Origin of the sequence: Salinicoccus sp. RF5 (assembly GCF_020786625.1) — a bacterium.
Classification (GTDB): domain Bacteria; phylum Bacillota; class Bacilli; order Staphylococcales; family Salinicoccaceae; genus Salinicoccus.
The window spans coordinates 946,429-967,810 of sequence record NZ_JAJGRC010000001.1 but is presented as its reverse complement, the minus strand read 5'-3'; the positions used below and the strand labels follow the sequence as shown (position 1 = coordinate 967,810).

Sequence of the window (21,382 nt, the reverse complement as noted above, 5' to 3'; positions counted from 1 at the left end):
TTGTATCATGTTTCCGTCGTTTCTTCTGAAGTGCTGCTTTCATGGACCCAGACGTCCTTGTCTTCGCCTTTGATCCGTCCCCTGTACCAGACGTTGTTGCCGACGAGTACGGTCTGGTTCACAGCGAAGCCGAGGCCGGCCTGATCTTCCAAAGATTCATGTACATACTGCTGCTGGCCGCCCCAGGGGGCTGTGGATGCATAGCCGCTGCCGGTCAGCATCAGCTGCTTCTTATCACGATCGACCAGCGTATGCACGTGCGCTGTTGCTTCAGTGGCGCGGATCCAGCCGATGACGCCTTCGGTGCCGCTCGCCCGTGTACTGAGCAGGTAGTAGTTCTCGAATTGATAGGTGGCTTCCCGTTTGACATGATAGACACGGTGCTTGTATTGCTTGGCGTTTTCGATGCCTTCAGGGTCGTTCGGTACCCTGAATATATCGGTGGCATGCGCCTTCAGGTGGGCGAGCTTGCTGACCGGCTGGATGGTGTATTTGTGGGAGATTTCGAGATCTTCCTCCCCATCGTCCAGCAGGAGGAGGCTGCCGACCTTGCGGTAGTCGTCGCCGTTCATCTCACGGTTCATCGTCCGTGTCCGGTATTCCTCGCGTTCCTCCTTAGACATCTTCTGCCATTTGTTGAGGAACGACTCGTACAGCGGAATGACATCGCCCACTTCACCGAATGCCTTGACCCGGCCGAATTCGAGCCACAGTATCTTGTCGCAGAAGTTCTTGACCTGGTTGATCGAGTGGCTGACGAAGATCATCGTCTTGCCCTGTTCCTTGAACTGCATCATCTTCTGCAGACTCTTCTCTGCGAATGCCCGGTCGCCGACGGACAGTGCCTCATCGATGATGAGGATGTCCGGATCGACGTTGACGCTGATGGCGAAGCCGAGGCGCGACTTCATGCCGCTCGAATACGACTTGACCGGCTGATCGATGAAGTTCTCGAGTTCGGAGAAGGCGATGATGTCGGGTTCGAGTTCACGGATCTCATCCTTCGAGAATCCGAGCATCAGGCATTTCAGCTCGATGTTGTCCCGTCCGGTCAGTTCATCATTCAGGCCTGCTGCGACGGCGATCAGCGCCGTCTGGCCGTTGACATGGACTTCCCCGCCGGATTCCGGCACGATGCCGGCGATGATGTTCGACAACGTCGATTTTCCGGAGCCGTTGATGCCGATGAATCCGATGACGTCCCCCTGTTCGGCCTCAAAGTCCACACCGTTCAGTGCATGGAACACCTGCCCATGGGAACGCGGACTGAGGAGGTCGAAGATGCGCTCCTTCTGACTCTCGTAGAGCTTGTAGTTTTTTACCAGATTCCTGGTCACGATTGTTTTGGTCATTTACATCCCTCTTATAGGTAGTCGATGAAATTGCGTCTGAATTTGACGTGCAGCGTCGCACCGATGGCGAGCATCACGAAGATGAGGCCCCAGAAGTACAGCGTCAGCTCCCAATGGGTGATGAAGTACCACTCGGTACCGAAGAATACCGAACGGTAGCCTTCAATCAGGTAGACGAGCGGGTTCAGCTGCATGAGCCGCATCAGCGTCGGGAAGTCCGACAGCAGCGTCAGCGGCCAGAGTACACCGGAAAGGTACAGTGCCATGCGCAGAAGCGAGTTGAGCAGCAGGTGCACATCCCGCACGAGCGTCGACAAGGTGGACGTGATCAGTGAGAACGCGAACACCAAGGCATATGTGCCGAAGATGTAGTAGGCGAGCTGTACATAGTATATGTTGATGTAGTATCCGGCGAACTGGAAGACCACGAACGCAATAACGAGCATGAGTATATGTGTATAGAACTTCGAGAATATCGCGACATTCGGTATGAGGCTGAGCGGGAAGTTCATCTTCGACAGCAGCTTAAGGCGCCGGTAGATCGACTTCGATGCTTCGATGCTGCCCTGGAAGAAGAACGTCCAGACGACGAAGCCGATGAAGAGCCAGAAGAAGAAGGGCACTTCCATGCCGCCCATCTGTATCGGCTCCCGCTGCCGCAGTGTGGCGAAGACGAACCAATAGATCAGTATGCTGATCAACGGCGTCAGCACTTCCCACACGATGCCGAGGTAGTTGTTCTGGTTTTTACTTTTTATGTCGTACATGGACAGGCGTCTCACAAGGTAGAAGTGATTGAACTGCTCCTTCAATACGACCCATATGGATTTCATCAGTTTTTCACAACCATTTCTTTCATCGTTGTTGAATTATACAATTTTATCTTTTAAATGACAAATAATCTCATCACTGACGCGCTTCGACGCCTGTCCGTCTTCGAGGGCGCAGAAGCGTTCCCGGAAGGCTGCGGTATCGTATTTTTCGTTGAAGTCGAGCGTCTCCGTCTCCCGGATGGCCCCGAGCAGTCCGTCAGTCGTTTTGACGAGCGGCCCCGGCGCCTCCTGTTCGAAGTCGAAGTAGAAGCCGCGCACCTTGTCGCGGTAGTTGTCGATGTCGTAAGTATAGAAGATCATCGGGCGTTCGAGCACTGCGTAGTCGAAGAACACGGAGGAATAGTCGGTCACGAGCACATCCGAGATGACGTAGAGGTCGCGGATGTCCTCGTACTTGGAGAAGTCGTACAGGAAGCCTTCATATCGGGAAAGGTCCAGATTCTCGGCAATGAGGTAGTGGAGCCGCAGTATGATGATGTAGTCATCCGACAGCTCCCGCTGCATCCGGTCCACATCGAACTGGAGGTCGAACTTGTATCTGCCGCGTGCGTGATAGGCATCATCCCGCCACGTCGGTGCATAGAAGATGATCTTCTTGCCGAGTGGAAGCCCCAGCTTCCGGCGGATATGTTCCTTGGCCGCCGAATCATTGTTCACGAACAGGTGGTCATTCCGCGGATAGCCCGTCTCGAGCACCGGCCGTTCATAGGCGAATGCACGGCGGAAGATCTCGGTCGAATAGCGGTTCGGGGAGATCAGATAGTCCCATTTGCTGGATTCCTTAGTGAAGTTCCGCTTGTACTTCTCCGTCTCCGTCCCCGGCATGTGCACCGTGTCGATGTCCGTGCCGAGACGCTTGAGTGGCGTCCCGTGCCATGTCTGCAGATACGTGGTATCCTTCGGTTTCGGTATCCACAGAGGGAGGCGGCTGTTCGTGATCCACAGCGTCGCCTTGTTCATATAGATGATCCAGCTCGGCGTGAATCGTGTGACATACGGAATCTCCATTTCTTTGAAGATCTTCTTATGCTGCCTGTCGACGCTCCACATCAGGCGGTAGTCCGGGTAGGCCACCGACATGTACTCGTACAGCGCCCGCGGATTGTCGCTGTACTGCCTGCCGAGGAAGCTCTCGAACATGATGAGCCGGTGGTCCTTATGGAAGCATCTCCCAAGCGACCAGAACAGCAATTTGTAGAGTTTCAATGCAATTACTTTTAAGGATTTCATACGCACCACACCTGAATTAATATTTTACCAATAGTATGATATAATTTACATTATCTTTACATTAATATAGTATACCTAGAATATTATATCATTTTCGATGTAAACAGGGGGGCATTACCATGAAAAAAGTAATCACCTACGGGACATTCGATCTAATCCATACGGGACACATCAACATTTTGCGCCGCGCGAAGGAAATGGGAGACTACCTCGTCGTCGCCATCTCGACCGATGAGTTCAATACCATCAAGCACAAGCAGGCATACTATTCCTTCGAACAACGGAAGCAGATACTCGAAGCCATACGCTATGTGGACGAAGTGATTCCCGAACACACATGGGACCAGAAGATTCAGGACGTCAAGGCACACGATATCGACATCTTCGTCATGGGACACGACTGGGAAGGGGAGTTCGACTTCCTGAAGGAATACTGTGAAGTCATCTACCTGCCGCGGACCGAAGGGGTATCCACGACGAAGACGAAGCAGGACCTGTCGAAGCGGCATGATTAGGGAAGCCGCAATCACCGTGTACCTTGCGGTGGTCCGCATCATCTTCACCGTGTTCAAACTGTTTCCGGTCCGTAACAAGAGCGTCATGCTGGCATCCTTCGGCGACAACATCGAGGAAGTCCGCCATGAAGTCACACAGCGTACGGACTCCCGTATCATTGTACTGAGGGAACCATCATGCAGAAGTGCATTCACGGGGATGGAAAATAAAAACCGCATCGACTTCTCACCGAAGCACCTCCTGAATCTCATCAGGGGAATCTACCATCTTGCCACGGCCAAAGTCGTGTTCGTCGACAACTACCACCTGATCCTCGCCGCATGCGACTTCAAGAAGAAGACGATATGCGTCCAGCTGTGGCATGCCAATGGGGCGGTCAAGCTGTTTGGCCTCAGGGACAAGACGACGAACACCCGCCCGGATTCCGCCCACAGGCGCTTCAGGCAGGTGTATGACCGGTTCCATAAGGTGGTCGTGAGTTCCGACGCGATGGCGGACATTTTCAAGGAGGCGTTCGGTCTCGAAGAAGAGAATATGATGCGGACAGGCGTACCGCGGACTGACTTCTTCCATTCGGAGGATCGGCTTGATGAGGCCAGGAGAAAGATGCATGAAGCACTGCCGCAGATGAAGGACAGGACCGTCATCCTCTATGCACCGACGTTCCGCGATGATGGGTTCACGGTGCGTGACCTGCCGATCGACCTCAAAATGATGGAGCAGGCACTCGGAGACACGCATCATCTGCTCGTCCACCTGCATCCGGCGGTGGACTTCAAAGGTTTCGAATCGACCCGTTTTGCGACGGATACCTCGAAGCGGCATGACATCTTCGACCTGCTCAGTGTGACGGACATCCTCATTACGGACTATTCATCGATCCCCTTCGAGTTCTCGACGCTCCGCCGGCCGATGATCTTCTATCCATATGATCTGGAACAATACGAAGCGACGCGCGGGCTATGGTTCGATTATGAAGCCTTGGCCCCGGGCCCCGTCGTCCGTACGACGGAAGGGGTCATCAAAGCGATTGAAGCAGACAGCTTCAATATGGAAGCTATCGAAGCGTTCGATGCGGTATGGAACAAGTATGCAGACGGCAATTCGACGAAAAGATTGATTGAGACAGTATATAAAGAGAAGCTTGAGGACTAGTCCTCAAGCTTCTCTATTTTTTCCATCACCGCTTCATAGATGCGTCTGCGGTTGTTGTGGTCCTGGTGGTCGAATATGCTGGACAGGTCGACTTCGCGCGGCTGGAAGCCATTTCTGATATAGATTTCGATGGCGTCGACCAGGTCCTCCTCCTTCTTCGCAATATCTCCGATGAATGTCTGGGAGAGGGGACGCAATCTGCCCTGTCTGAAGAACTGGCGGACATCGAAGTGGTAGTAGATGACCGGCTTGTTCATCAGCGTGAAGTCGAAGCTGACGCTCGAGTAGTCGGTGATCAGCAGGGAGTGCGCGATCAAGAGATCCTGCACCGTCCGTTCACCGAGCCGTATGAAGTGGATATTCTTCCCCTGGTCGAGATGCTCATCGTTGAAGTAGCGCTGTGCACGGTAGTGTGGGTAAAAGTTCAGGTGCACATCATTCTCTTCAAGCAGCCTGTTGAGGCGTTCGTTATGGATCAGGCTGTGGTAGCGTGCGTAATACGTGCTGTTAAGGAATGCATAATCCGTGCTGATCCAGTCGCGCCAAGTCGGCATGAGGAGGATGTCGCGCGTCTCGTTGTGGTGGGGCAGATGGTCGAAGCGTGCCAGCCCCGTTACCGTGACTTCATCTTCTTCATACCCCATCTTGCGCATGACGACATCCTCCTTCTCCGGTGTACTGCTGACGATGAACAGGTCGAACGGAAGGTCGTAGTATTTCTTGTCATACTCAACAGGTTTCCTTCCCAGCACGCCGTGCTGGAGGAAGACCTTGACCGTATCCTCATAGTGGAAGAAGCCCCGTGCCGTCTTGTATGGCAGCAGGTTCTCAAGGTCATGGGTGCCGAGGAGGACACCCGCCCGGAAGGCGCGGTCGAAGTGCGCATGCGACCCGAATGCAAGCACATTGTCCTCATCTTTTATCTTCTCATAGTCTTCGGCGGTATCCTCGATGACATAGTAGGCTTCGATATCCGTATTCTCCTTCAGCCAGGTGAAGAGGGCATAGCCGTTATCCTGTGCCGTGTCATACCGTTCGCCGAGCAGCCAGATGTTCATGTCCTTGTGGCTCGTGTCCTCAGGGATGTCGACGGAAGCGGGGATCATGAAGGTCTCGACTTTGAGGTTGTTGTAGGGCGTCGTCGTAATGAGGTGATGGTGGGTGTTGCCCTCTGCATCCACAACTTCATGCCGCGAGTAGAAGTTGTCCTTCCTGTAGTCGGCATGTCTGTATTTGATCTTCTCCCGGCGCAGCACTTCGCCGCTCGAGTGGACGATTTCTATGAATACATCGATGATCGTCTTATCCTTGCTTTTGATGTCGATGAGGTCGAGTGACTTCAAGTCCACGTTGAAGCTGTTGCCGATCTCCACCCGCACGAAGTCTCCAGAGTACCGGTCGACGAATGCCATATTCGGGGTGCTGTCGATGAATGCATCCTCACCGCTGATATACCCCTCCAGGTTGAAGTCGTCGATTTCGGTCACCTGACGCTTCAGCCGGCGCCTCGCGACATTGAAGCCGAGCATGCCATCCTTGCGTCGGTAGAACCATATCTGGAACTTCTCGAAGTGGGAAGTCGCCCATATCCGCCCATCGAACCCGAATGTTCCAATGTCCCTCATGTCCAGCTGCAGACGGATTGGTGCGTCGCCGGCGGTCTCGAACATGAGCCGTTTCCGTGATATGTTGTTGATCAGCTGATCGAGCGGCACGCTGACTTCGGTCGCCTCTCCAGTCTGATCGCCGTCAAACGGGATACGGATGATGTCGTCGGAAGTCGTATCCGCCACGAGCAGTGCAGACAATGCTGCGGATGTATCGGTGTAGAAGTGCATCCGTACAGCATCCCCCTCGAGGCTGCTTTCGAACGCCTCCACACGTGCCTTGTGGGTGGTGATTTCCGCCGACAGCATACCGTCCTGTCCAAAATATGTGATTGCATGATTCAATGCAGCCACGGATAACGGTTCTCCAGTATATCGGATCGGCACCAGCTCAAAGTCCTTCAACAGATATACATCCGGCTGTCCCGTCACAACATCCGTGAAATCCCTAATCTGCATGACGGCAGGGTCATCGGATACATTCTCCATTATTTTAAGCTTATTGCCGTAGTGGAAGGCGAGCGCATGATCACTCAGGTCATCCATGTCTTCAGTAGAAAGTTCAAGCCTCCGGTAGCCGGCTTCGATATTTGAAAGTGCCACCGGCTGATCCATCCTGAAGCGGTAGTCCGAAAGCAGGTTGGCAATCAGCAGGTTGCCCCGGGCGATGGATACAGTGAAATAGCGCCGGTTCGAGAAGAAGGATCGCTTCTTTCCTGCCTTGTCCACATCCGTCTGGACGATCAATCTTTTTCCGCCGAGCATCATTTTGATGGTGGACTGTCCTTCTGTCTGATCGATGACGGCAAATGGAATTTCAATGCCGATGATGTGGCCCTGACAGTGGGCATCCAGTTCATAGATCGCCGGGCCATTCGTCAATGTAATATGGAGCCGCTTTTCCAGTCCGACCCTGACGAAATTCTTGAATGAAACATTTACGATTACATGATCCGCGTGCACGGTGATGTCATGCAGAGTCAATTTCTTGTTCAAACGTTCCCTTACTCGTCTGGGAAAAGTTTTTCTATATATCTTATTCCACTGTTTCTGCAGCACGCCCATCGATCCACCTCCTTCAGTGATGTCCTATTCATATTCTACCCGATTCGCGCCCATATATTGGCAGTGTCGTTGCATCATCCAGTATATCAGGCGCTATGCTTTCTTCCATTATAATATAGAAATGAGCAAAATAGAAAAAGGTCCGAGGATACCCGAAAAGGGCATTTCGAACCGATTCTTCCACATCAACATCATTTCTTCAGTCCCGTTCCGCACCGCGGGGCGATGGTGTCCGCCGTCCACTTGTCGTGGAGGAGTAATACATATAGATCATATGCCGCATCGCCATATACACGGTCGTCCCCGAATACATAAAGCGGGGGAAGCGGATCATGGTTCCACAGGTCATCAGCGAGATGACTTTCGATCAATCTCTTCAGTGATTCGAGATCTTCCCGGAACGCTGGGCTTCGCTTGCCACCCCGCCGCTGATGCTCCAGGTCGCACGCCTCAAGCAGACGGTAGGTATCCGTAATGTACGGGTTCCCAACATTATATACATGCTTCACGATCGGGTGGTGCTGATACCGTGTATTGGTATCGAGCACACCGACGAGGCTCAAATTTACCCGCAGGATCTGATAGAGCTCCAGTACCTGCTTGGAGAGCCGCCGGTTGTCGAGATACCGCGCACTCGTCGTGTGGTCGGGACTTACTCTGAATATCTGCATCTACTCGTAGATGTAGGCGAGGACATCAAGCGCCTGCTCGACTGTCTCCACCGTGATGTTCGCCTTGTTGGACAATTCTTTCAGCGGATGGATCAGTTCCTTAGGGCGTACGATGATGAGCGGCTTGCCGAGCGTCACGGCGGCACTTGCATCCATCGCCGTATTCCACTGCTTGTACTTCTCGCCGAAGAGCGCAATCACGACATCCGACTTCTGCATCAGCACCTGCGTGCGGAGGTTGTTCACTGCAGAAGCGGCATCGTCCTTGAAGAAGCCGCTCGGCTGTTCACCCAGGATATCCTCTCCGATATTGTCCGAACGGTCATGGTTCGTCTGCGGCCCGACGAAGTCGAGCGGCAGATCCTTCTCATCCGCAATCTGCTTCACTTCCTCACGCCAGTCGTCATGGATCTGTCCTGCCAAATATACTGTAAGTTGCATAACGCATCCTCCTAATTTGTGTTACTTCAATGATAGCTGAAACTCGGATTCTTTCAAATGAAATGTACTATTCCATCACATTGCCCTCTGCTGGTATCGGCTGTTCCCTGAACATTTTCGCCAGATGCATCGTATTGTAGGCGAGCATCTTTACATGCTGCTTCGTGAACTCGTTGTCTTGGTCCGTGTACATATACGATGGGCCCGGTCCTGCATCTCCAACCCAGTACGTATCGACGTTTGGCGGAATGGTGAAGCCGATGTGGGAGAGGCCGTAGAGAATCGACTGTGCCGCATGCTTCGCCCCGTCCTCATTGCCCGTCACGACTACTCCGCCGACCTTATTGTAGAAGATCGACTGGCCCTTGTCGTTCGTGAGTGATGAGCTCCCGTATAGACGCTCTATGGCCAGTGTCGCGATGCTGCTCTTCTCACCGAGCCAGATCGGCGTGCCGATCAAAACGATGTCTGCTGCCTTGACCTTCTCGAGTATTTCAGGGAATTCATCTCCATCCCCCATGTCGTCAGAAATCCCGTAGCGGATGTTGTAGTCGTTGAGGCGCACGATTTCCGTCTCTACATCATGAGCCTCATAGATGTCCATCACTTCACGGGCCAACACTTCCGTATTGGATGGATCCTCACCGTATTTCAATGTCGTATTGAGTATCAATGCCTTTAGCTTCATCATATGACCTCCAATCGCGTAATACTCCTCTTTACCACTATCAATCTACTAAAAAACCGGCAGGATACCCTGCCGGCATGAATCTATACGAGTTGTTTCCTTGAGAACTTGTTCGCCACCCAGCGGATGGTGAGTCCGCCTGCGATGAACAGGCCGATGTATCCGAAAATCGGATAGAATATGTTGACCAGGTCCACAAATCCGACGAAGCTGAGTGCATAGCCGAACAGGAGCCCCACAGCAAGCATGATCTTATACTTGCCGGAATACGCGGTGGCAAAGCGTGTCAGGAACGGGTACATCAGGCCAACTGCCGTATTATAAATGACCAGCAGCATGACGATGGAAAGTCCCAAGCTCAGCGCCGGATGCACACCTTCTGCGAGCAGAATGGTAGGCAGTGCCGCCTCGTTGGCAGTGTTCAAGTTCGCAAGCATGCCGCCGTTGATCAGCAGCATGAGCAGCATGATGATGATGCCGCCGACCAATGCGCCGTGCCTCGCCGCCTTATGCTTCGACGCCTCAGAGCCCATGATGGACAGGAAGCTGAATGCGGTCGCGAGCACGAGGCCGCTGTATGTGATTGCATCCCACCACCAGTGTCCCGATGGCGTCCGGTCGATCTGTGCATACTGGTTCACTTCACTCATCGGCACAGATGGATTGAATACATTGAACGCCGCAATGATGAGTACGAACGCCACCAGGAATGGTGTCACTGCTCCAAGTACCGCGACGATCTTATTGAAGTCGAGCAGCAGGGTGACGAACACCGCCACCATCATGATCAGCGAACCGATCCACGGGGCGACACCGAAGCTTTCGTAGAATGCAGAGCCCGCACCTGCGAGCATGATCACTGCGATGCCATATAGGAAAAAGACAAGTATGTAGTCGATTGCCTTTCCAATCATATCTCCAAACATCGTGTTGATCGGCTCCTCGTGGGAATCCGCCTTCACCCGGTAGCCAAGTTTAGCCGCCTGCCGGCCGACAAACATGACAATCAGTGCCGAAAGGATGATTGCAGCATAGCTCCATGTCCCGTAGTTTGTGAAGAACTGGAGTATTTCCTGGCCTGTGGAAAATCCGGCCCCTACAATGACCCCCGTATAGGCAAATCCAATCATCATTGATTCTCGTCGATAACTCAAAAAATCTCCTCCGTATTTGAATTTTGGACTTTAATATTATAGACGATATGTTAAAATTTAAACAATATTCCGTGAATTACTCGAGTCAGGGTGAAATATTATTCTTTTAAAATGAATGACGACACTTAATGCCATAATGTTGTAAAAATGCGCTTTCATGAAGAAAATCCAAAAATCTGTCCAAAAAGCATCTATAATCTGATATAGTAATAAACTATAAACATATATAATATTTCTACATATAAATATGGAGGCCAACATGGAAGAAACATTGAATTTGGAAGACATTCTTGAAGTCATCAAGAAGAACCTGGCGATGATCGTCGCCCTTGTACTGCTCTTCGGTGCAGCTGCTGCATTCGCCACCGCATTTTTCATGACCCCGCAATATGAAGCCAATACACAAATCCTCGTCAGTCAATCCGAAGAATCAGAAGCCGTCAACAATCAGGACATTCAGGCCAGCCTTCAGCTGATCAATACATATAGGGATATCATCAAAAGTCCGACAGTGCTCGATGATGTGGTAAGCAACCTTGATCTGGAGCAATCAACAGCGGCACTTGCCAACCAGATTACAGTAAATAACCAGGACCAGTCCCAGGTCGTGACAGTGACTGTCACCAATGAAAACCCGCAGGATGCGGAAACCATCGCCAATGAAATCGCAGATGTGTTCCAGGAACGCGTGCAGGAAGTGATGAACGTCGATAACGTCTCCATTCTTGCGCCGGCGGATGTGGGAGAAGAGCCATCACCCGTATCTCCACAGCCACTCATCAACATCGCCATCGGCATGATTCTGGGTGGACTGCTTGGACTCGGTATCGCATTCCTCAGGGCCTTCCTCGACAAACGCGTTACGACGGACGAGGAAATTGAGAAAGTCCTTGAACTCCCTGTGCTTGGTACCATCGCAAAATTCGAGAGTCAGAAAGGAAACTGATCATGTTTGGTAAAAATAAATCCCGCAACTATGTATCCGGGCCAAGACAACTTATCGTGGAGAAGCAGCCGAAATCCCCGGTCAGTGAACAGTTCCGTACCGTCCGGACGAACATCATGTATTCGAACATCGATACTGAAATCAAGACGGTCCTCGTCACCTCGGCAACACCCGGTGCAGGCAAGTCCACTACCGCAGCGAACCTCGCTGTCGCCTATGCACAGTCCGGCAAGCGCACTGTATTGATTGATGCAGACCTGCGTCGTCCGACGATGCATTACACTTTTGAAATGACGAACCAGCGTGGCATGTCCACAGCCATCGTCAATGATGTACCGGTGGAGAACATAGTCAGGGAAACCGAAATTGAGAACCTCGACCTCATCACTTCCGGGCCGATTCCGCCGAATCCATCAGAGCTCCTGTCATCCAATAAGATGATGCACCTGCTCAAAACATTCTCCATGCATTATGACATGGTCATCATCGATTCGCCGCCACTGCTTGCGGTGACCGATGCCCAAGTACTTAGCAAGATTACAGACGGCACAGTGCTCGTCACCAACGTAGCTGAAAACAACAGGGATAGGCTTCGGGAAGCGAAGGATCTATTGGATAAGGCCGATGCGAACATTCTCGGCGTCGTCATGAACAATAAGAAGATGAACACGAAGAAGGACGACTATTATTATTACTACGGGAGTGAATAGAAATGATAGATATCCATAACCATGTACTCATAGGAGTGGACGATGGTCCACAGACAGAAGAGGAGGCAGTATTGCTTCTTAAACAGGCCATCGACAATGGCATAACGGATATCATTGCGACCCCACATCATTATAGTGGGGATTTCGTTAACCCCGGAAGTAAGATTCTAGAAAAAATGGACGAACTCAACCAGATCATTTCACAACATCAATTGGACATCAACGTACACCCCGGACAGGAGATCAGAATGAATGGGAACTTCGTCGAAGAGTTGAAGTCCGGTGCAGGCATCCCGCTCAACCAATCGCAGTACGTGCTGGTTGAGTTTTCTTTTAATGAAGTGCCGAGCTATACATGTCCCATGTTCTATGACATGCAGATGAGCGGGTATACCCCACTCATTGCACATCCGGAACGATGCAAACCGATCATCAAGGACCCGGATAAGCTTCATGAGTATGTGGAGAGGGGTGCCGTGGCTCAGGTTACTGCAGGGTCGGTGGCTGGGGAGCTTGGAGAGAATCTTAAAGAAACAAGCTTAAAGATGATCGAGGCGCATCTCGTCCACATCATCGCCAGTGATGCCCATCATGCGGGTCTTAGACCATTTATGCTCCAGAAAGCATATGATGTGGTGGAGAGGGAACTTGGCTCCATTTATGTAGAAGACTTGAAACACAATGCAGAAGCGGTGCTTCTTGGGAAAGAAGTGAAGGTGAAGCGGCCATCTAAGATAGAAACACATTATAAAAGCAGTAAGAAAAGAAAAAAGAAGAAGTTTTTAGGATTATTTTAATTGGAAAGAAGCGTGTGATTTATGGGTGCAAAAGAACGGTATATACTTCTCCTTATCATTGACTCATTGATTGTTACTTTCTCGGTATTCTTCGGCTATTACATACTGGCTCCATTCTTTCTCCAGTATACAATACCGGTACTTATTACCACTTCAATCATCCTCTTGATCAGTCACCATGTCTTTGCATACGTATTTAACCTGTATCACCGTGCTTGGGAGTATGCAAGTGTCAGAGAATTGATGTCCATCGCCCAAGCTGTAACTGCATCAATTATTGCGACTTATATATTGAATATCCTATTGTTTCAGACAACATTTACAAGGTTGATGATCATTACATGGATGATGCACCTTATATTGATTGGAGGTTCTAGGTTATCTTGGAGAGTTGCACGTCATCACTTGATTGGAAAACAATCATCGGATCAGGAAAAACTGCGTACTTTAGTAGTAGGAGCTGGGAAGGGTGGGTCAATACTGATTAAACAGATGTTGGACACCCCTGCGATGAATATGTTGCCAGTGGTTGCGGTAGATGATGATACAACGAAGCAAAGAATGGAACTTGCTGGTGGGGTTAAGGTAGAGGGTACAAGAGAAGATATAGAAAAGCTTATAAGAAAGTATGACATTCGGAAAGTCGTCATAGCAATCCCCTCGTTAAGCAAGACAGAACTGAATCAAATTTATGAATTGGCAAACCATGAGAATATAGAAGTCATGATTATGCCGAATATCGATGATGTGATGTCAGGGAGAGTGGAAGTGAATGCACTCAAAAAAGTGGAAGTAGAAGATTTGCTGGGACGTGAACCTGTAGAACTTGACGCAGCAGGTATAGAAGACCAGGTGAGAGACCGAACAATACTTGTCACAGGTGCTGGAGGCAGTATCGGATCAGAAATAGTCAGGCAAATTACCAAATTCCAGCCTAGGGAAATCGTGTTGCTTGGCCACGGCGAAAACAGTATATATACGATTTTAGAAGAAATGACTGGGCTTAACAATAATATAAAATATATTCCAATCATTGCAGATGTTCAGGATCGTGAAAGAATATTTGAAGTGTTTAAAACGTATAAACCGAATGTTGTTTATCATGCTGCTGCGCACAAACATGTGCCATTGATGGAATATAATCCAAAAGAAGCTGTAAAGAACAATATAAAAGGAACAAAAAATACAGCAGAAGCCGCATGTGAATTCAAAGCTGAAAAGTTTGTATTAATATCTACAGACAAAGCGGTAAATCCACCGAATGTGATGGGAGCCTCAAAACGGGTTGCTGAAATGGTGGTACAGGGGCTGAATCAAGATTGTAAAGAAACTACTCTGGTAGCTGTAAGATTTGGTAACGTCTTAGGCAGTCGAGGCTCTGTAATACCTAAATTCAGAAAGCAGATAGAGGCGGGTGGCCCGATCACCGTTACGGATGAACGAATGACTAGGTATTTTATGACCATACCCGAGGCTTCTAGACTTGTAATCCAAGCAGGAGCAATAGCAGAAGGTGGAGAAGTGTTTGTGCTTGATATGGGAGAACCAGTAAAAATAGTGGATTTAGCCAGAAATATGATTAAACTAAGCGGTTATAAAGAAGATGAAATAGAAATAAAGTTCAGTGGCGTTAGACCGGGCGAGAAACTATTTGAAGAACTTTTGAGTGAAGATGAAATACATCCAAATCAAGTATATACAAAAATTTATAGAGGAAAAACAGTATCTTATCCTATTTTCGAAATTGAAAAGACTATTAATCAATTAGAAAATAAAGATAATATCAAAGAACTGCTGCTAGACTTTGTGAATCAAAAAGAGTATACAAAAAATTAAGTTACAAATTTTTCTTTATTTTAATCTTTAGGATGAAGTACGTAGACTCATTAGATTAGGTAAATTTTAGTGGATTAATAAGCAGTTTGATAATAACCGCTTTACACACATAGTTAAGTAACAAGAGACTAAATATCTTTTATGAGGAGCGTTATGAAGATGTATTTGAAAATAAAAAGGCTAATAGATTTTAGTCTATCCCTTCTAGCTATGTTGGTGCTTTGGCCTTTGTTCCTTTTGATAGCGATAGTGATAAAAATTGATTCAAAAGGACCTGTGCTCTTTAAACAAAAACGAATTGGGAGGAATAAAAAGCACTTCAATATATTGAAATTCCGAACTATGAGAATAGACACACCTGATGATATGCCGACCCACCTCTTTGAAGATCCGGATACATTCATTACAAAAAGCGGCAAGTTTCTTAGAAAAACAAGTTTGGATGAACTCCCGCAAGTCATTAATATTTTAAAGGGTGAAATGAGCATCATTGGTCCAAGACCAGCCTTATGGAATCAATATGATCTCATAGCAGAACGTGACAAATATAAGGCTAATGATATTCCAACAGGACTCACAGGCTGGGCACAAATTAATGGACGGGATGAAACACCTATTGAAACAAAGGCCATGTTGGATGGAGAATATGTTAAAAATATGGGACCTATAATGGATACAAAGTGTTTTTTTGGTACTTTAATAAGTGTTGTAAAAAGTGATGGTGTAGTTGAAGGTGGAAGAAAGAGTTCTCAAAAGGAGAATTATTCTTAATGAAAAAAATATTAGTAACGGGAACTAACAGTTATATTGGAAAAAGTTTATCGAGTTGGTTAGCAAGATATCCTGATGCTTATTCTGTTGATACCATTAGCTTAAGAGATAACGCTTGGAAAACTAGAGATTTTTCAAAATATGATGTTATTGTTCATACGGTAGGAATAGCCCATAGAAAAGAAAGAAAAAAAAATTGTAAAGAGTACTATAAAGTAAACAGAGATTTATCTTATCAAATAGCTAAAAAAGCTAAAGAAGAATCGGTAAAGCAGTTCGTGTTCATAAGTTCGATGAGTGTTTATGGATTAGAGTGTGGAACCATAGATCGTAACACACCACTTCAACCTTCAGGTAACTATGGGAAATCAAAACTTCAAGCAGAAAAGTTATTGCTATACCTTGATGAAGATTCATTTAAGGTTGTCATTTTAAGGCCTCCCATGATTTATGGAAAAGGATGTAAAGGTAATTATCCTAAATTAGCCAAGCTTGCAACTAAAACATGTATTTTCCCTTATATTAATAACCAAAGAAGTATGCTATATATAGATAATTTGACTCATTATATACAGCAAATAGTTGATGGAAAAAAGAGGGGAATTTTCATGCCTCAAAATACAGAATATGTAAATACAAGTGAAATGGTTCAGTTAATTGCTCAAGCTCATGGAAAAAAGATTTATCTTACGAAGGTATTCAATCCAGTACTTCATTTCATTAAAATAAATACAGTTAAAAAGCTATTTGGCAATTTAGTATATGATAAAAACATTTCTGATAGTAATTATAATTTCTACGCTTTTAAAGAATCTATTCTTATAACGGAAGGAGGAGAAAAGGATGAAAAAAGTCCTCTTTGTAGCAACCGTGGTAAAAGCCCATATTAACACCTTTCACATCCCTTATTTAGAATGGTTTAAAAAAAGTGGGTATGAAGTTCATGTATGTGCTAAGAATGATTACAATAAAGAAGAGAACTGTAACATACCTTTCTGTGATAAATTTTATGACCTACCTTTTGAAAGGTCCCCTCTCAAACTGAATAATATAAAAACTTATCACAATTTAAAAAAAATTATTAATTCGAATGACTATGATATTATTCATTGCCATACTCCAATGGGAGGGGTGCTGACTAGGTTAGCAGCTCAAAATGCAAGAAAAAGAAATACTGAGGTTATTTATACTGCTCATGGCTTTCACTTTTTTAAAGGATCTTCAATTATAAATTGGTTAACCTATTATCCTGTAGAGTTCTGGCTATCTCGATATACTGATCTGCTCATAACTATAAACAAAGAAGATTTTAAAACAAGTAGAAAGTTTAAAGCTAAAAAAATTGAGTATATACCTGGCGTTGGAATTGACACTACGGAGTTTAAAAAAAAGTCTATTGATGAGAAAAAGAAAAGAAAAGAAATCAACATAAATGAAAACCAGTTTATGATATTATCTGTTGGAGAGCTTAATAAAAACAAAAACCATGAAGTGATAATTAGAGCAATAGCAACTTTAAATAATAATAATATAGTATATGTTTTATGTGGGGAAGGACCGAAGGAAAAAGAATTAAGAGATTTAGCAGAGCATTTAGGTATTAGTAAAAATGTAATATTTCTAGGTTTTAGAAATGATATACCAGAGCTATGTAAAATAGCCAATCTATTTGCATTTCCATCGTACAGGGAAGGACTGTCTTTATCTTTGATGGAAGCGATGGCCTCAGGTTTACCTGTCATTTGCTCCGATATCAGAGGTAATAAAGATTTAATTAATGATGGGATAAATGGATATTTATCGAACCCAAGGGACGTCAACGGTTTTGCAAATAGCATTGATAAAATAATGAATAATAAGGTTATCTCTAAATCAATGATTAAAGAGAATAAAACCACTATTGAAAAGTATGGTATAGACAATGTCTTAAATACATATATACAAATAATAGAAAATAGCGGAACGAGGCGATTTATATGAATAATGTAGTCATTCTTCCTTCGAATAATGATCTAAACCGTGGGGATCAAGCACTAATTTGGGAAACGATAGAAGTAGCCAAAAAAGCTGGATATAATAGTGACTATTATATGCTAGCTGAAAAAGAAAGTTTAACTAAGCAATCCCAAGGTCAAGGAATTAAAATACTGGAACCTATATTAAAGCACCCTAATAGAAAATTTAAAAATAAAAACAATAGTAAGTATACCGCTGGTTTGATAGTTAAATGGGGGGTGGTAGCATCTTTCGATTTAATACGAAGTATCCTGCTATTATCTAAAGCGACTAGTAAGATAGGAACATTATTTCTGTCTAACAAAGAGAAAGAAACATTAAAGCTTATACAGAATGCAGAGGTGTGCTTTGTTAAGGGTGGGGGGTTTATACATTCATCTGGGAAAATAACAGACCCCTATACAATATATTATTCTTTATTTCATATTGCTTTAGCACAATCTTTTAAAAAGCCTGTCTATGTAATGCCCAACTCATTTGGACCTTTTAAAGGTGTTGGAGTAAAAAAAATGGTTAAGAAAGTGTTAAAAGGCTGTCAACTTGTTACTGTAAGAGAAAGTATATCTTCTAAAATGTTGAAACAAATAAGCGTTCCGCATCAAATATCACCTGACCTAGGTTTTTTATTAGAGAAAGAAAGTGGAGAATATAGTCAAATTAAAAATATACGACAAAAATATCAGGACTATAAGTTGGTGGGAATAACAGCTAGGCCATACCGTTTTCCAACAAGCAAAAACCCTTCCAAAGATTATGAAGCGTATATCAAAAGTATGGCAGAATTCAGTATATGGCTTTATAAGAATAAATTTTTACCAGTATTTGTTGAACATACCTTATCTGAGCATACTCATGAAAATGATGGCTCGGCAATCGAAGAAATTACTGCTAGGCTTTCTGAAGTAAAATATGAAATTATAAGTAATGATGAGTATAACAGTAAAGACTTGAAAGCTATTTATAGTAATTTAGATTACGTAGTTGGAACTAGATTCCACTCCATTATTTTTTCCTTATCGGAAGGAACGCCATCATTAGCTATCACTTACGGGGGTAATAAGGGGCAAGGAATTATGAAAGACATGAATTTATCAGATTATAGTATCCCTATTGAACTTGTTTCCTTTGTAGAGTTGCAAAAAAAATTCATTACATTACAAGAAAACGAAGAAGATATAAATATAGAAATAAATCACTATATTGAAAATGTAAAAAATCAAAGGTTGAAGCTTATAAATAACGTGAGAAAATTGAACTATAAAAGAAACAAAAATGAATTTGGTGAGACTAATGAATGAGAAAACTAATAGAATTACAGTATATACTACAACCTATAATAGAGCTTATATACTAACAAAAGCATATGAGTCTTTATGCAGACAAACGTGTGATGATTTTGAATGGTTAATTGTGGATGATGGATCAACGGACAATACAGCAACCTTAGTGCAAAAATGGATTAATGAAGGCGAAATTAATATAAGATATATATTTCAAGAAAATCAAGGAGTGAATATTGCTAGAAATAAGGCCATAGAAAATATAAGTTCAGAGCTAAACGTTTGTTTGGATTCAGATGATTTTTTTAAAGATGAAGCAATCGAAAAAATACTTACAACCTGGGATGGCAGGAAAAGCGATATTTATGTAGGAGTAATTGGATTAGATTGTTATCCATCAGAAGTTATTGTAGGGAAACCTTTCCCAAAAGAATTAACAGAAGCTACACTATTTGAATTATATGAGAAATATGGGATTTATGGAGATAAGAAGATGGCTTATAAGACATCTGTATGTAAGAAATACCCTACTCCTAATTATAAAGGAGAAAAATACTATCCTAATAGACAAAAGTATTACATGATTGATACAGAAGGCCCGTGCCTTCTTTTAAATGAACCAATATGTGTTGTAGAGTATTTACCAGATGGAATTACCGCTTCTAGATACAAGAGATATTATGAAAATCCAGTCGGGTTAGCAGCATATAGAAAGTTTATAATGCAATATAATCCTGTCTATAAGAATATATTTAGACAATCCATTCATTTTGTAGCTATGAATTTAATCGCTAAAAATGGTATAGGATTCAAAGACTCTGATTATAAGGTTGCAAATATAGTTATGGCGCCATTAGGTATACTGTTATATTTATATATAAAGTATCGAAATAGAGGTGAATTATGAAAAAGAAAATACTATTTTGCATACAAAATTTGGATATGGGTGGGCCTCAAAAGAGTTTATTATCACTTCTTTATGACATAGATTACAAACGCTATGATGTTGATTTAATGATATGGTCGCAAAATGGTTCTTTGAAGAAATATTTACCTAAGGAAGTTAAAATTGTTAACCTACCTATAGAATTATCCTATTTAAGACTTTCTAAAAGTGAAATAGTTAAGAATAGTTTGAAAATGGTATTTAATGGACACCATCGATTGGTTAAATCTGGCTTCTTAACTACAATAAAATATAGAAAGAACATGGCAATAGGACGTCAAAAATTTTGGGAAAAAAATAAAAAAAATTTTCCAACTTTAGATAACAGATATGATATAGCAATTGCGGTTTCTGGTGGAAATTTATGCTATTTTATATCCGATTGTGTTTCAGCAACAAAAAAATATACTTGGGTCAGATCAGACTACCGGGTCTTTAACAGAGATAAAAAAATAGATAAAAAATATTTTTCTAAAGTTGATGGGATTATTACAGTTTCTAATATTTGTAAAGATATTATGGATGAAGAATTCCCAGAATTTTCATATAAAACTCATGTTTTTTATAATTTGTTGCCGTTTAAATTATACGAAAAAATGGGAAAAGATACTTCTCAAATAATTAAAACAAAAAATGAAACGGTTTTATTAACAATATCACGGTTAGACCCCAACAAAGGCTTAGATCTTGCAGTAAAGGCTATGAAAAAGCTAAAATCACAAGATATTAGAGTGAAATGGTATATTTTAGGCGATGGAACATATAGAAAAACTTTACAAAAAAAGATAGCTAAGTATGATTTAGAAAATGATTTTATATTGTTAGGGTTTAAAAATAATACTTATCAATTTATTAAGGATTGTGATATTTTTGTACATCCATCAAGGTTTGAAGGTAAATCAAATGCTGTAGATGAAGCGAAATATGCTTGTAAGCCCATTGTAGTTACTAATTATCCAACTGTGAGGGAACAAATTATTAATTTACATAATGGTATAATTGTAAGCATGAGCCCAGAAGATCTTGCTGAGGGCATAAAAGAGATGATGAAAAACGAAGAGTTAAAACTAAATTGTGTTTCTAACCTTGAAATTACTAAGAATTCGATGACTAGTACGATTGCGAGTTTTGAACAAATTATTAATAACTAGTTATATGGAATCATAATAAGATTTAGAACATGTGCTATTAATTATAAAGAGTGACTTAGTTATTTATATATTGTGTGGATAGAGTATCTACATTATAAATAATTTAATTATTTATTAAAACCAAGGTAAGGAGAGTAGTATATTATTTACTTTAGTTATAAGTGGGGAAGTATTGATTAAGTGTAATTGTTTTGAAAAAGAAAGATGAGAATAACAA

At 44.2% G+C, this 21,382-nt stretch carries 20 protein-coding genes; 12 read left to right on the top strand and 8 right to left on the bottom strand.

All coding sequences use genetic code 11. The features are described 5' to 3' along the window. Positions 1-5: 5 nt before the first annotated feature. The 3 genes from tagH to LLU09_RS05075 are packed head-to-tail and all read right to left on the bottom strand — an operon-like array spanning position 6 to position 3,415. The gene (gene tagH / locus LLU09_RS05085) at positions 6-1,352 is read right to left on the bottom strand and encodes a teichoic acids export ABC transporter ATP-binding subunit TagH (RefSeq protein ID WP_228310750.1); all 1,347 of its coding nucleotides are present in this window, start codon (positions 1,350-1,352) and stop codon (positions 6-8) included. Positions 1,353-1,363: 11 nt separating this feature from the next. Further along, positions 1,364-2,185, bottom strand: coding sequence for an ABC transporter permease (locus LLU09_RS05080; protein ID WP_040104900.1), 822 nt, complete (start codon positions 2,183-2,185; stop codon positions 1,364-1,366). Between the two features lie 36 nt (positions 2,186-2,221). Next, complete coding sequence (locus tag LLU09_RS05075; RefSeq protein WP_228310749.1) at positions 2,222-3,415, bottom strand: CDP-glycerol glycerophosphotransferase family protein; 1,194 nt, start codon at positions 3,413-3,415, stop codon at positions 2,222-2,224. 119 nt (positions 3,416-3,534) lie between these two features. Between LLU09_RS05075 and tagD the strand changes: the two genes are divergently transcribed. Then, positions 3,535-3,930, top strand: a complete 396-nt coding sequence (gene tagD / locus LLU09_RS05070; RefSeq protein WP_222998044.1) for a glycerol-3-phosphate cytidylyltransferase — start codon at positions 3,535-3,537, stop codon at positions 3,928-3,930. Next, the gene (locus LLU09_RS05065; protein WP_228310748.1) at positions 3,923-5,086 is read left to right on the top strand and encodes a CDP-glycerol glycerophosphotransferase family protein; all 1,164 of its coding nucleotides are present in this window, start codon (positions 3,923-3,925) and stop codon (positions 5,084-5,086) included. Before tagD ends, LLU09_RS05065 begins: the two co-directional genes overlap by 8 nt. Here LLU09_RS05065 and LLU09_RS05060 read toward each other — a convergent pair. From LLU09_RS05060 to LLU09_RS05040, 5 genes are all read right to left on the bottom strand, one after another. Next, positions 5,083-7,689, bottom strand: a complete 2,607-nt coding sequence (locus LLU09_RS05060) for a CDP-glycerol glycerophosphotransferase family protein (protein WP_228310747.1) — start codon at positions 7,687-7,689, stop codon at positions 5,083-5,085. The genes LLU09_RS05065 and LLU09_RS05060 overlap by 4 nt on opposite strands. Positions 7,690-7,949: 260 nt before the next feature. Then, the gene (locus LLU09_RS05055; protein WP_228310746.1) at positions 7,950-8,429 is read right to left on the bottom strand and encodes a pyrimidine dimer DNA glycosylase/endonuclease V; all 480 of its coding nucleotides are present in this window, start codon (positions 8,427-8,429) and stop codon (positions 7,950-7,952) included. Then, a complete protein-coding gene (locus tag LLU09_RS05050; protein WP_228310745.1) occupies positions 8,430-8,870 on the bottom strand; it encodes a YtoQ family protein in 441 nt (146 codons plus the stop codon). A gap of 67 nt (positions 8,871-8,937) precedes the next feature. Beyond that, complete coding sequence (locus LLU09_RS05045) at positions 8,938-9,561, bottom strand: flavodoxin family protein (RefSeq protein WP_228310744.1); 624 nt, start codon at positions 9,559-9,561, stop codon at positions 8,938-8,940. 80 nt (positions 9,562-9,641) lie between these two features. Then, on the bottom strand, positions 9,642-10,691 hold the full coding sequence (locus tag LLU09_RS05040) for a YkvI family membrane protein (RefSeq protein ID WP_228310743.1): 1,050 nt from the start codon (positions 10,689-10,691) through the stop codon (positions 9,642-9,644). Between the two features lie 280 nt (positions 10,692-10,971). Here LLU09_RS05040 and LLU09_RS05035 point away from each other — a divergent pair, with 280 nt between their 5' ends. From LLU09_RS05035 to LLU09_RS04990, 10 genes are all read left to right on the top strand, one after another. After that, the gene (locus LLU09_RS05035) at positions 10,972-11,658 is read left to right on the top strand and encodes a YveK family protein (RefSeq protein ID WP_228310742.1); all 687 of its coding nucleotides are present in this window, start codon (positions 10,972-10,974) and stop codon (positions 11,656-11,658) included. Positions 11,659-11,660: 2 nt separating this feature from the next. Then, positions 11,661-12,368, top strand: a complete 708-nt coding sequence (locus LLU09_RS05030) for a CpsD/CapB family tyrosine-protein kinase (protein ID WP_228310741.1) — start codon at positions 11,661-11,663, stop codon at positions 12,366-12,368. 2 nt (positions 12,369-12,370) lie between these two features. Then, positions 12,371-13,165, top strand: a complete 795-nt coding sequence (locus LLU09_RS05025) for a tyrosine-protein phosphatase (protein ID WP_228310740.1) — start codon at positions 12,371-12,373, stop codon at positions 13,163-13,165. Between the two features lie 21 nt (positions 13,166-13,186). Then, positions 13,187-15,001 (top strand): polysaccharide biosynthesis protein, encoded by a 1,815-nt coding sequence (locus LLU09_RS05020; protein ID WP_228310739.1) that lies wholly within the window; start codon positions 13,187-13,189, stop codon positions 14,999-15,001. Positions 15,002-15,160: 159 nt separating this feature from the next. Next, entirely contained in the window at positions 15,161-15,772 is a 612-nt protein-coding gene (locus LLU09_RS05015) for a sugar transferase (RefSeq protein WP_228310738.1), read from the top strand. After that, entirely contained in the window at positions 15,772-16,662 is an 891-nt protein-coding gene (locus tag LLU09_RS05010; protein ID WP_228310737.1) for an NAD-dependent epimerase/dehydratase family protein, read from the top strand. The genes LLU09_RS05015 and LLU09_RS05010 overlap by 1 nt, the downstream gene beginning before the upstream one ends. Next, the gene (locus LLU09_RS05005; RefSeq protein WP_228310736.1) at positions 16,616-17,752 is read left to right on the top strand and encodes a glycosyltransferase family 4 protein; all 1,137 of its coding nucleotides are present in this window, start codon (positions 16,616-16,618) and stop codon (positions 17,750-17,752) included. Before LLU09_RS05010 ends, LLU09_RS05005 begins: the two co-directional genes overlap by 47 nt. Then, the gene (locus LLU09_RS05000; RefSeq protein WP_228310735.1) at positions 17,749-19,086 is read left to right on the top strand and encodes a polysaccharide pyruvyl transferase family protein; all 1,338 of its coding nucleotides are present in this window, start codon (positions 17,749-17,751) and stop codon (positions 19,084-19,086) included. The genes LLU09_RS05005 and LLU09_RS05000 overlap by 4 nt, the downstream gene beginning before the upstream one ends. Further along, a complete protein-coding gene (locus tag LLU09_RS04995; RefSeq protein ID WP_228310734.1) occupies positions 19,079-19,975 on the top strand; it encodes a glycosyltransferase family 2 protein in 897 nt (298 codons plus the stop codon). Before LLU09_RS05000 ends, LLU09_RS04995 begins: the two co-directional genes overlap by 8 nt. After that, positions 19,972-21,165: a glycosyltransferase gene (locus LLU09_RS04990; protein WP_228310733.1), complete on the top strand. Its 1,194-nt coding sequence runs from the start codon at positions 19,972-19,974 to the stop codon at positions 21,163-21,165. Before LLU09_RS04995 ends, LLU09_RS04990 begins: the two co-directional genes overlap by 4 nt. Positions 21,166-21,382 lie beyond the last annotated feature (217 nt).

Coding starts and splice junctions, on each gene's coding strand:
- tagH (WP_228310750.1), bottom strand. CDS start 1,352: ATGACCAAAACAATCGTGACCAGGAATCTGGTAAAAAACTACAAGCTC.
- LLU09_RS05080 (WP_040104900.1), bottom strand. CDS start 2,185: ATGAAATCCATATGGGTCGTATTGAAGGAGCAGTTCAATCACTTCTAC.
- LLU09_RS05075 (WP_228310749.1), bottom strand. CDS start 3,415: ATGAAATCCTTAAAAGTAATTGCATTGAAACTCTACAAATTGCTGTTC.
- tagD (WP_222998044.1), top strand. CDS start 3,535: ATGAAAAAAGTAATCACCTACGGGACATTCGATCTAATCCATACGGGA.
- LLU09_RS05065 (WP_228310748.1), top strand. CDS start 3,923: ATGATTAGGGAAGCCGCAATCACCGTGTACCTTGCGGTGGTCCGCATC.
- LLU09_RS05055 (WP_228310746.1), bottom strand. CDS start 8,429: ATGCAGATATTCAGAGTAAGTCCCGACCACACGACGAGTGCGCGGTAT.
- LLU09_RS05050 (WP_228310745.1), bottom strand. CDS start 8,870: ATGCAACTTACAGTATATTTGGCAGGACAGATCCATGACGACTGGCGT.
- LLU09_RS05045 (WP_228310744.1), bottom strand. CDS start 9,561: ATGATGAAGCTAAAGGCATTGATACTCAATACGACATTGAAATACGGT.
- LLU09_RS05040 (WP_228310743.1), bottom strand. CDS start 10,691: ATGATGATTGGATTTGCCTATACGGGGGTCATTGTAGGGGCCGGATTT.
- LLU09_RS05035 (WP_228310742.1), top strand. CDS start 10,972: ATGGAAGAAACATTGAATTTGGAAGACATTCTTGAAGTCATCAAGAAG.
- LLU09_RS05030 (WP_228310741.1), top strand. CDS start 11,661: ATGTTTGGTAAAAATAAATCCCGCAACTATGTATCCGGGCCAAGACAA.
- LLU09_RS05025 (WP_228310740.1), top strand. CDS start 12,371: ATGATAGATATCCATAACCATGTACTCATAGGAGTGGACGATGGTCCA.
- LLU09_RS05020 (WP_228310739.1), top strand. CDS start 13,187: ATGGGTGCAAAAGAACGGTATATACTTCTCCTTATCATTGACTCATTG.
- LLU09_RS05015 (WP_228310738.1), top strand. CDS start 15,161: ATGTATTTGAAAATAAAAAGGCTAATAGATTTTAGTCTATCCCTTCTA.
- LLU09_RS05010 (WP_228310737.1), top strand. CDS start 15,772: ATGAAAAAAATATTAGTAACGGGAACTAACAGTTATATTGGAAAAAGT.
- LLU09_RS05005 (WP_228310736.1), top strand. CDS start 16,616: ATGAAAAAAGTCCTCTTTGTAGCAACCGTGGTAAAAGCCCATATTAAC.
- LLU09_RS05000 (WP_228310735.1), top strand. CDS start 17,749: ATGAATAATGTAGTCATTCTTCCTTCGAATAATGATCTAAACCGTGGG.
- LLU09_RS04995 (WP_228310734.1), top strand. CDS start 19,079: ATGAATGAGAAAACTAATAGAATTACAGTATATACTACAACCTATAAT.
- LLU09_RS04990 (WP_228310733.1), top strand. CDS start 19,972: ATGAAAAAGAAAATACTATTTTGCATACAAAATTTGGATATGGGTGGG.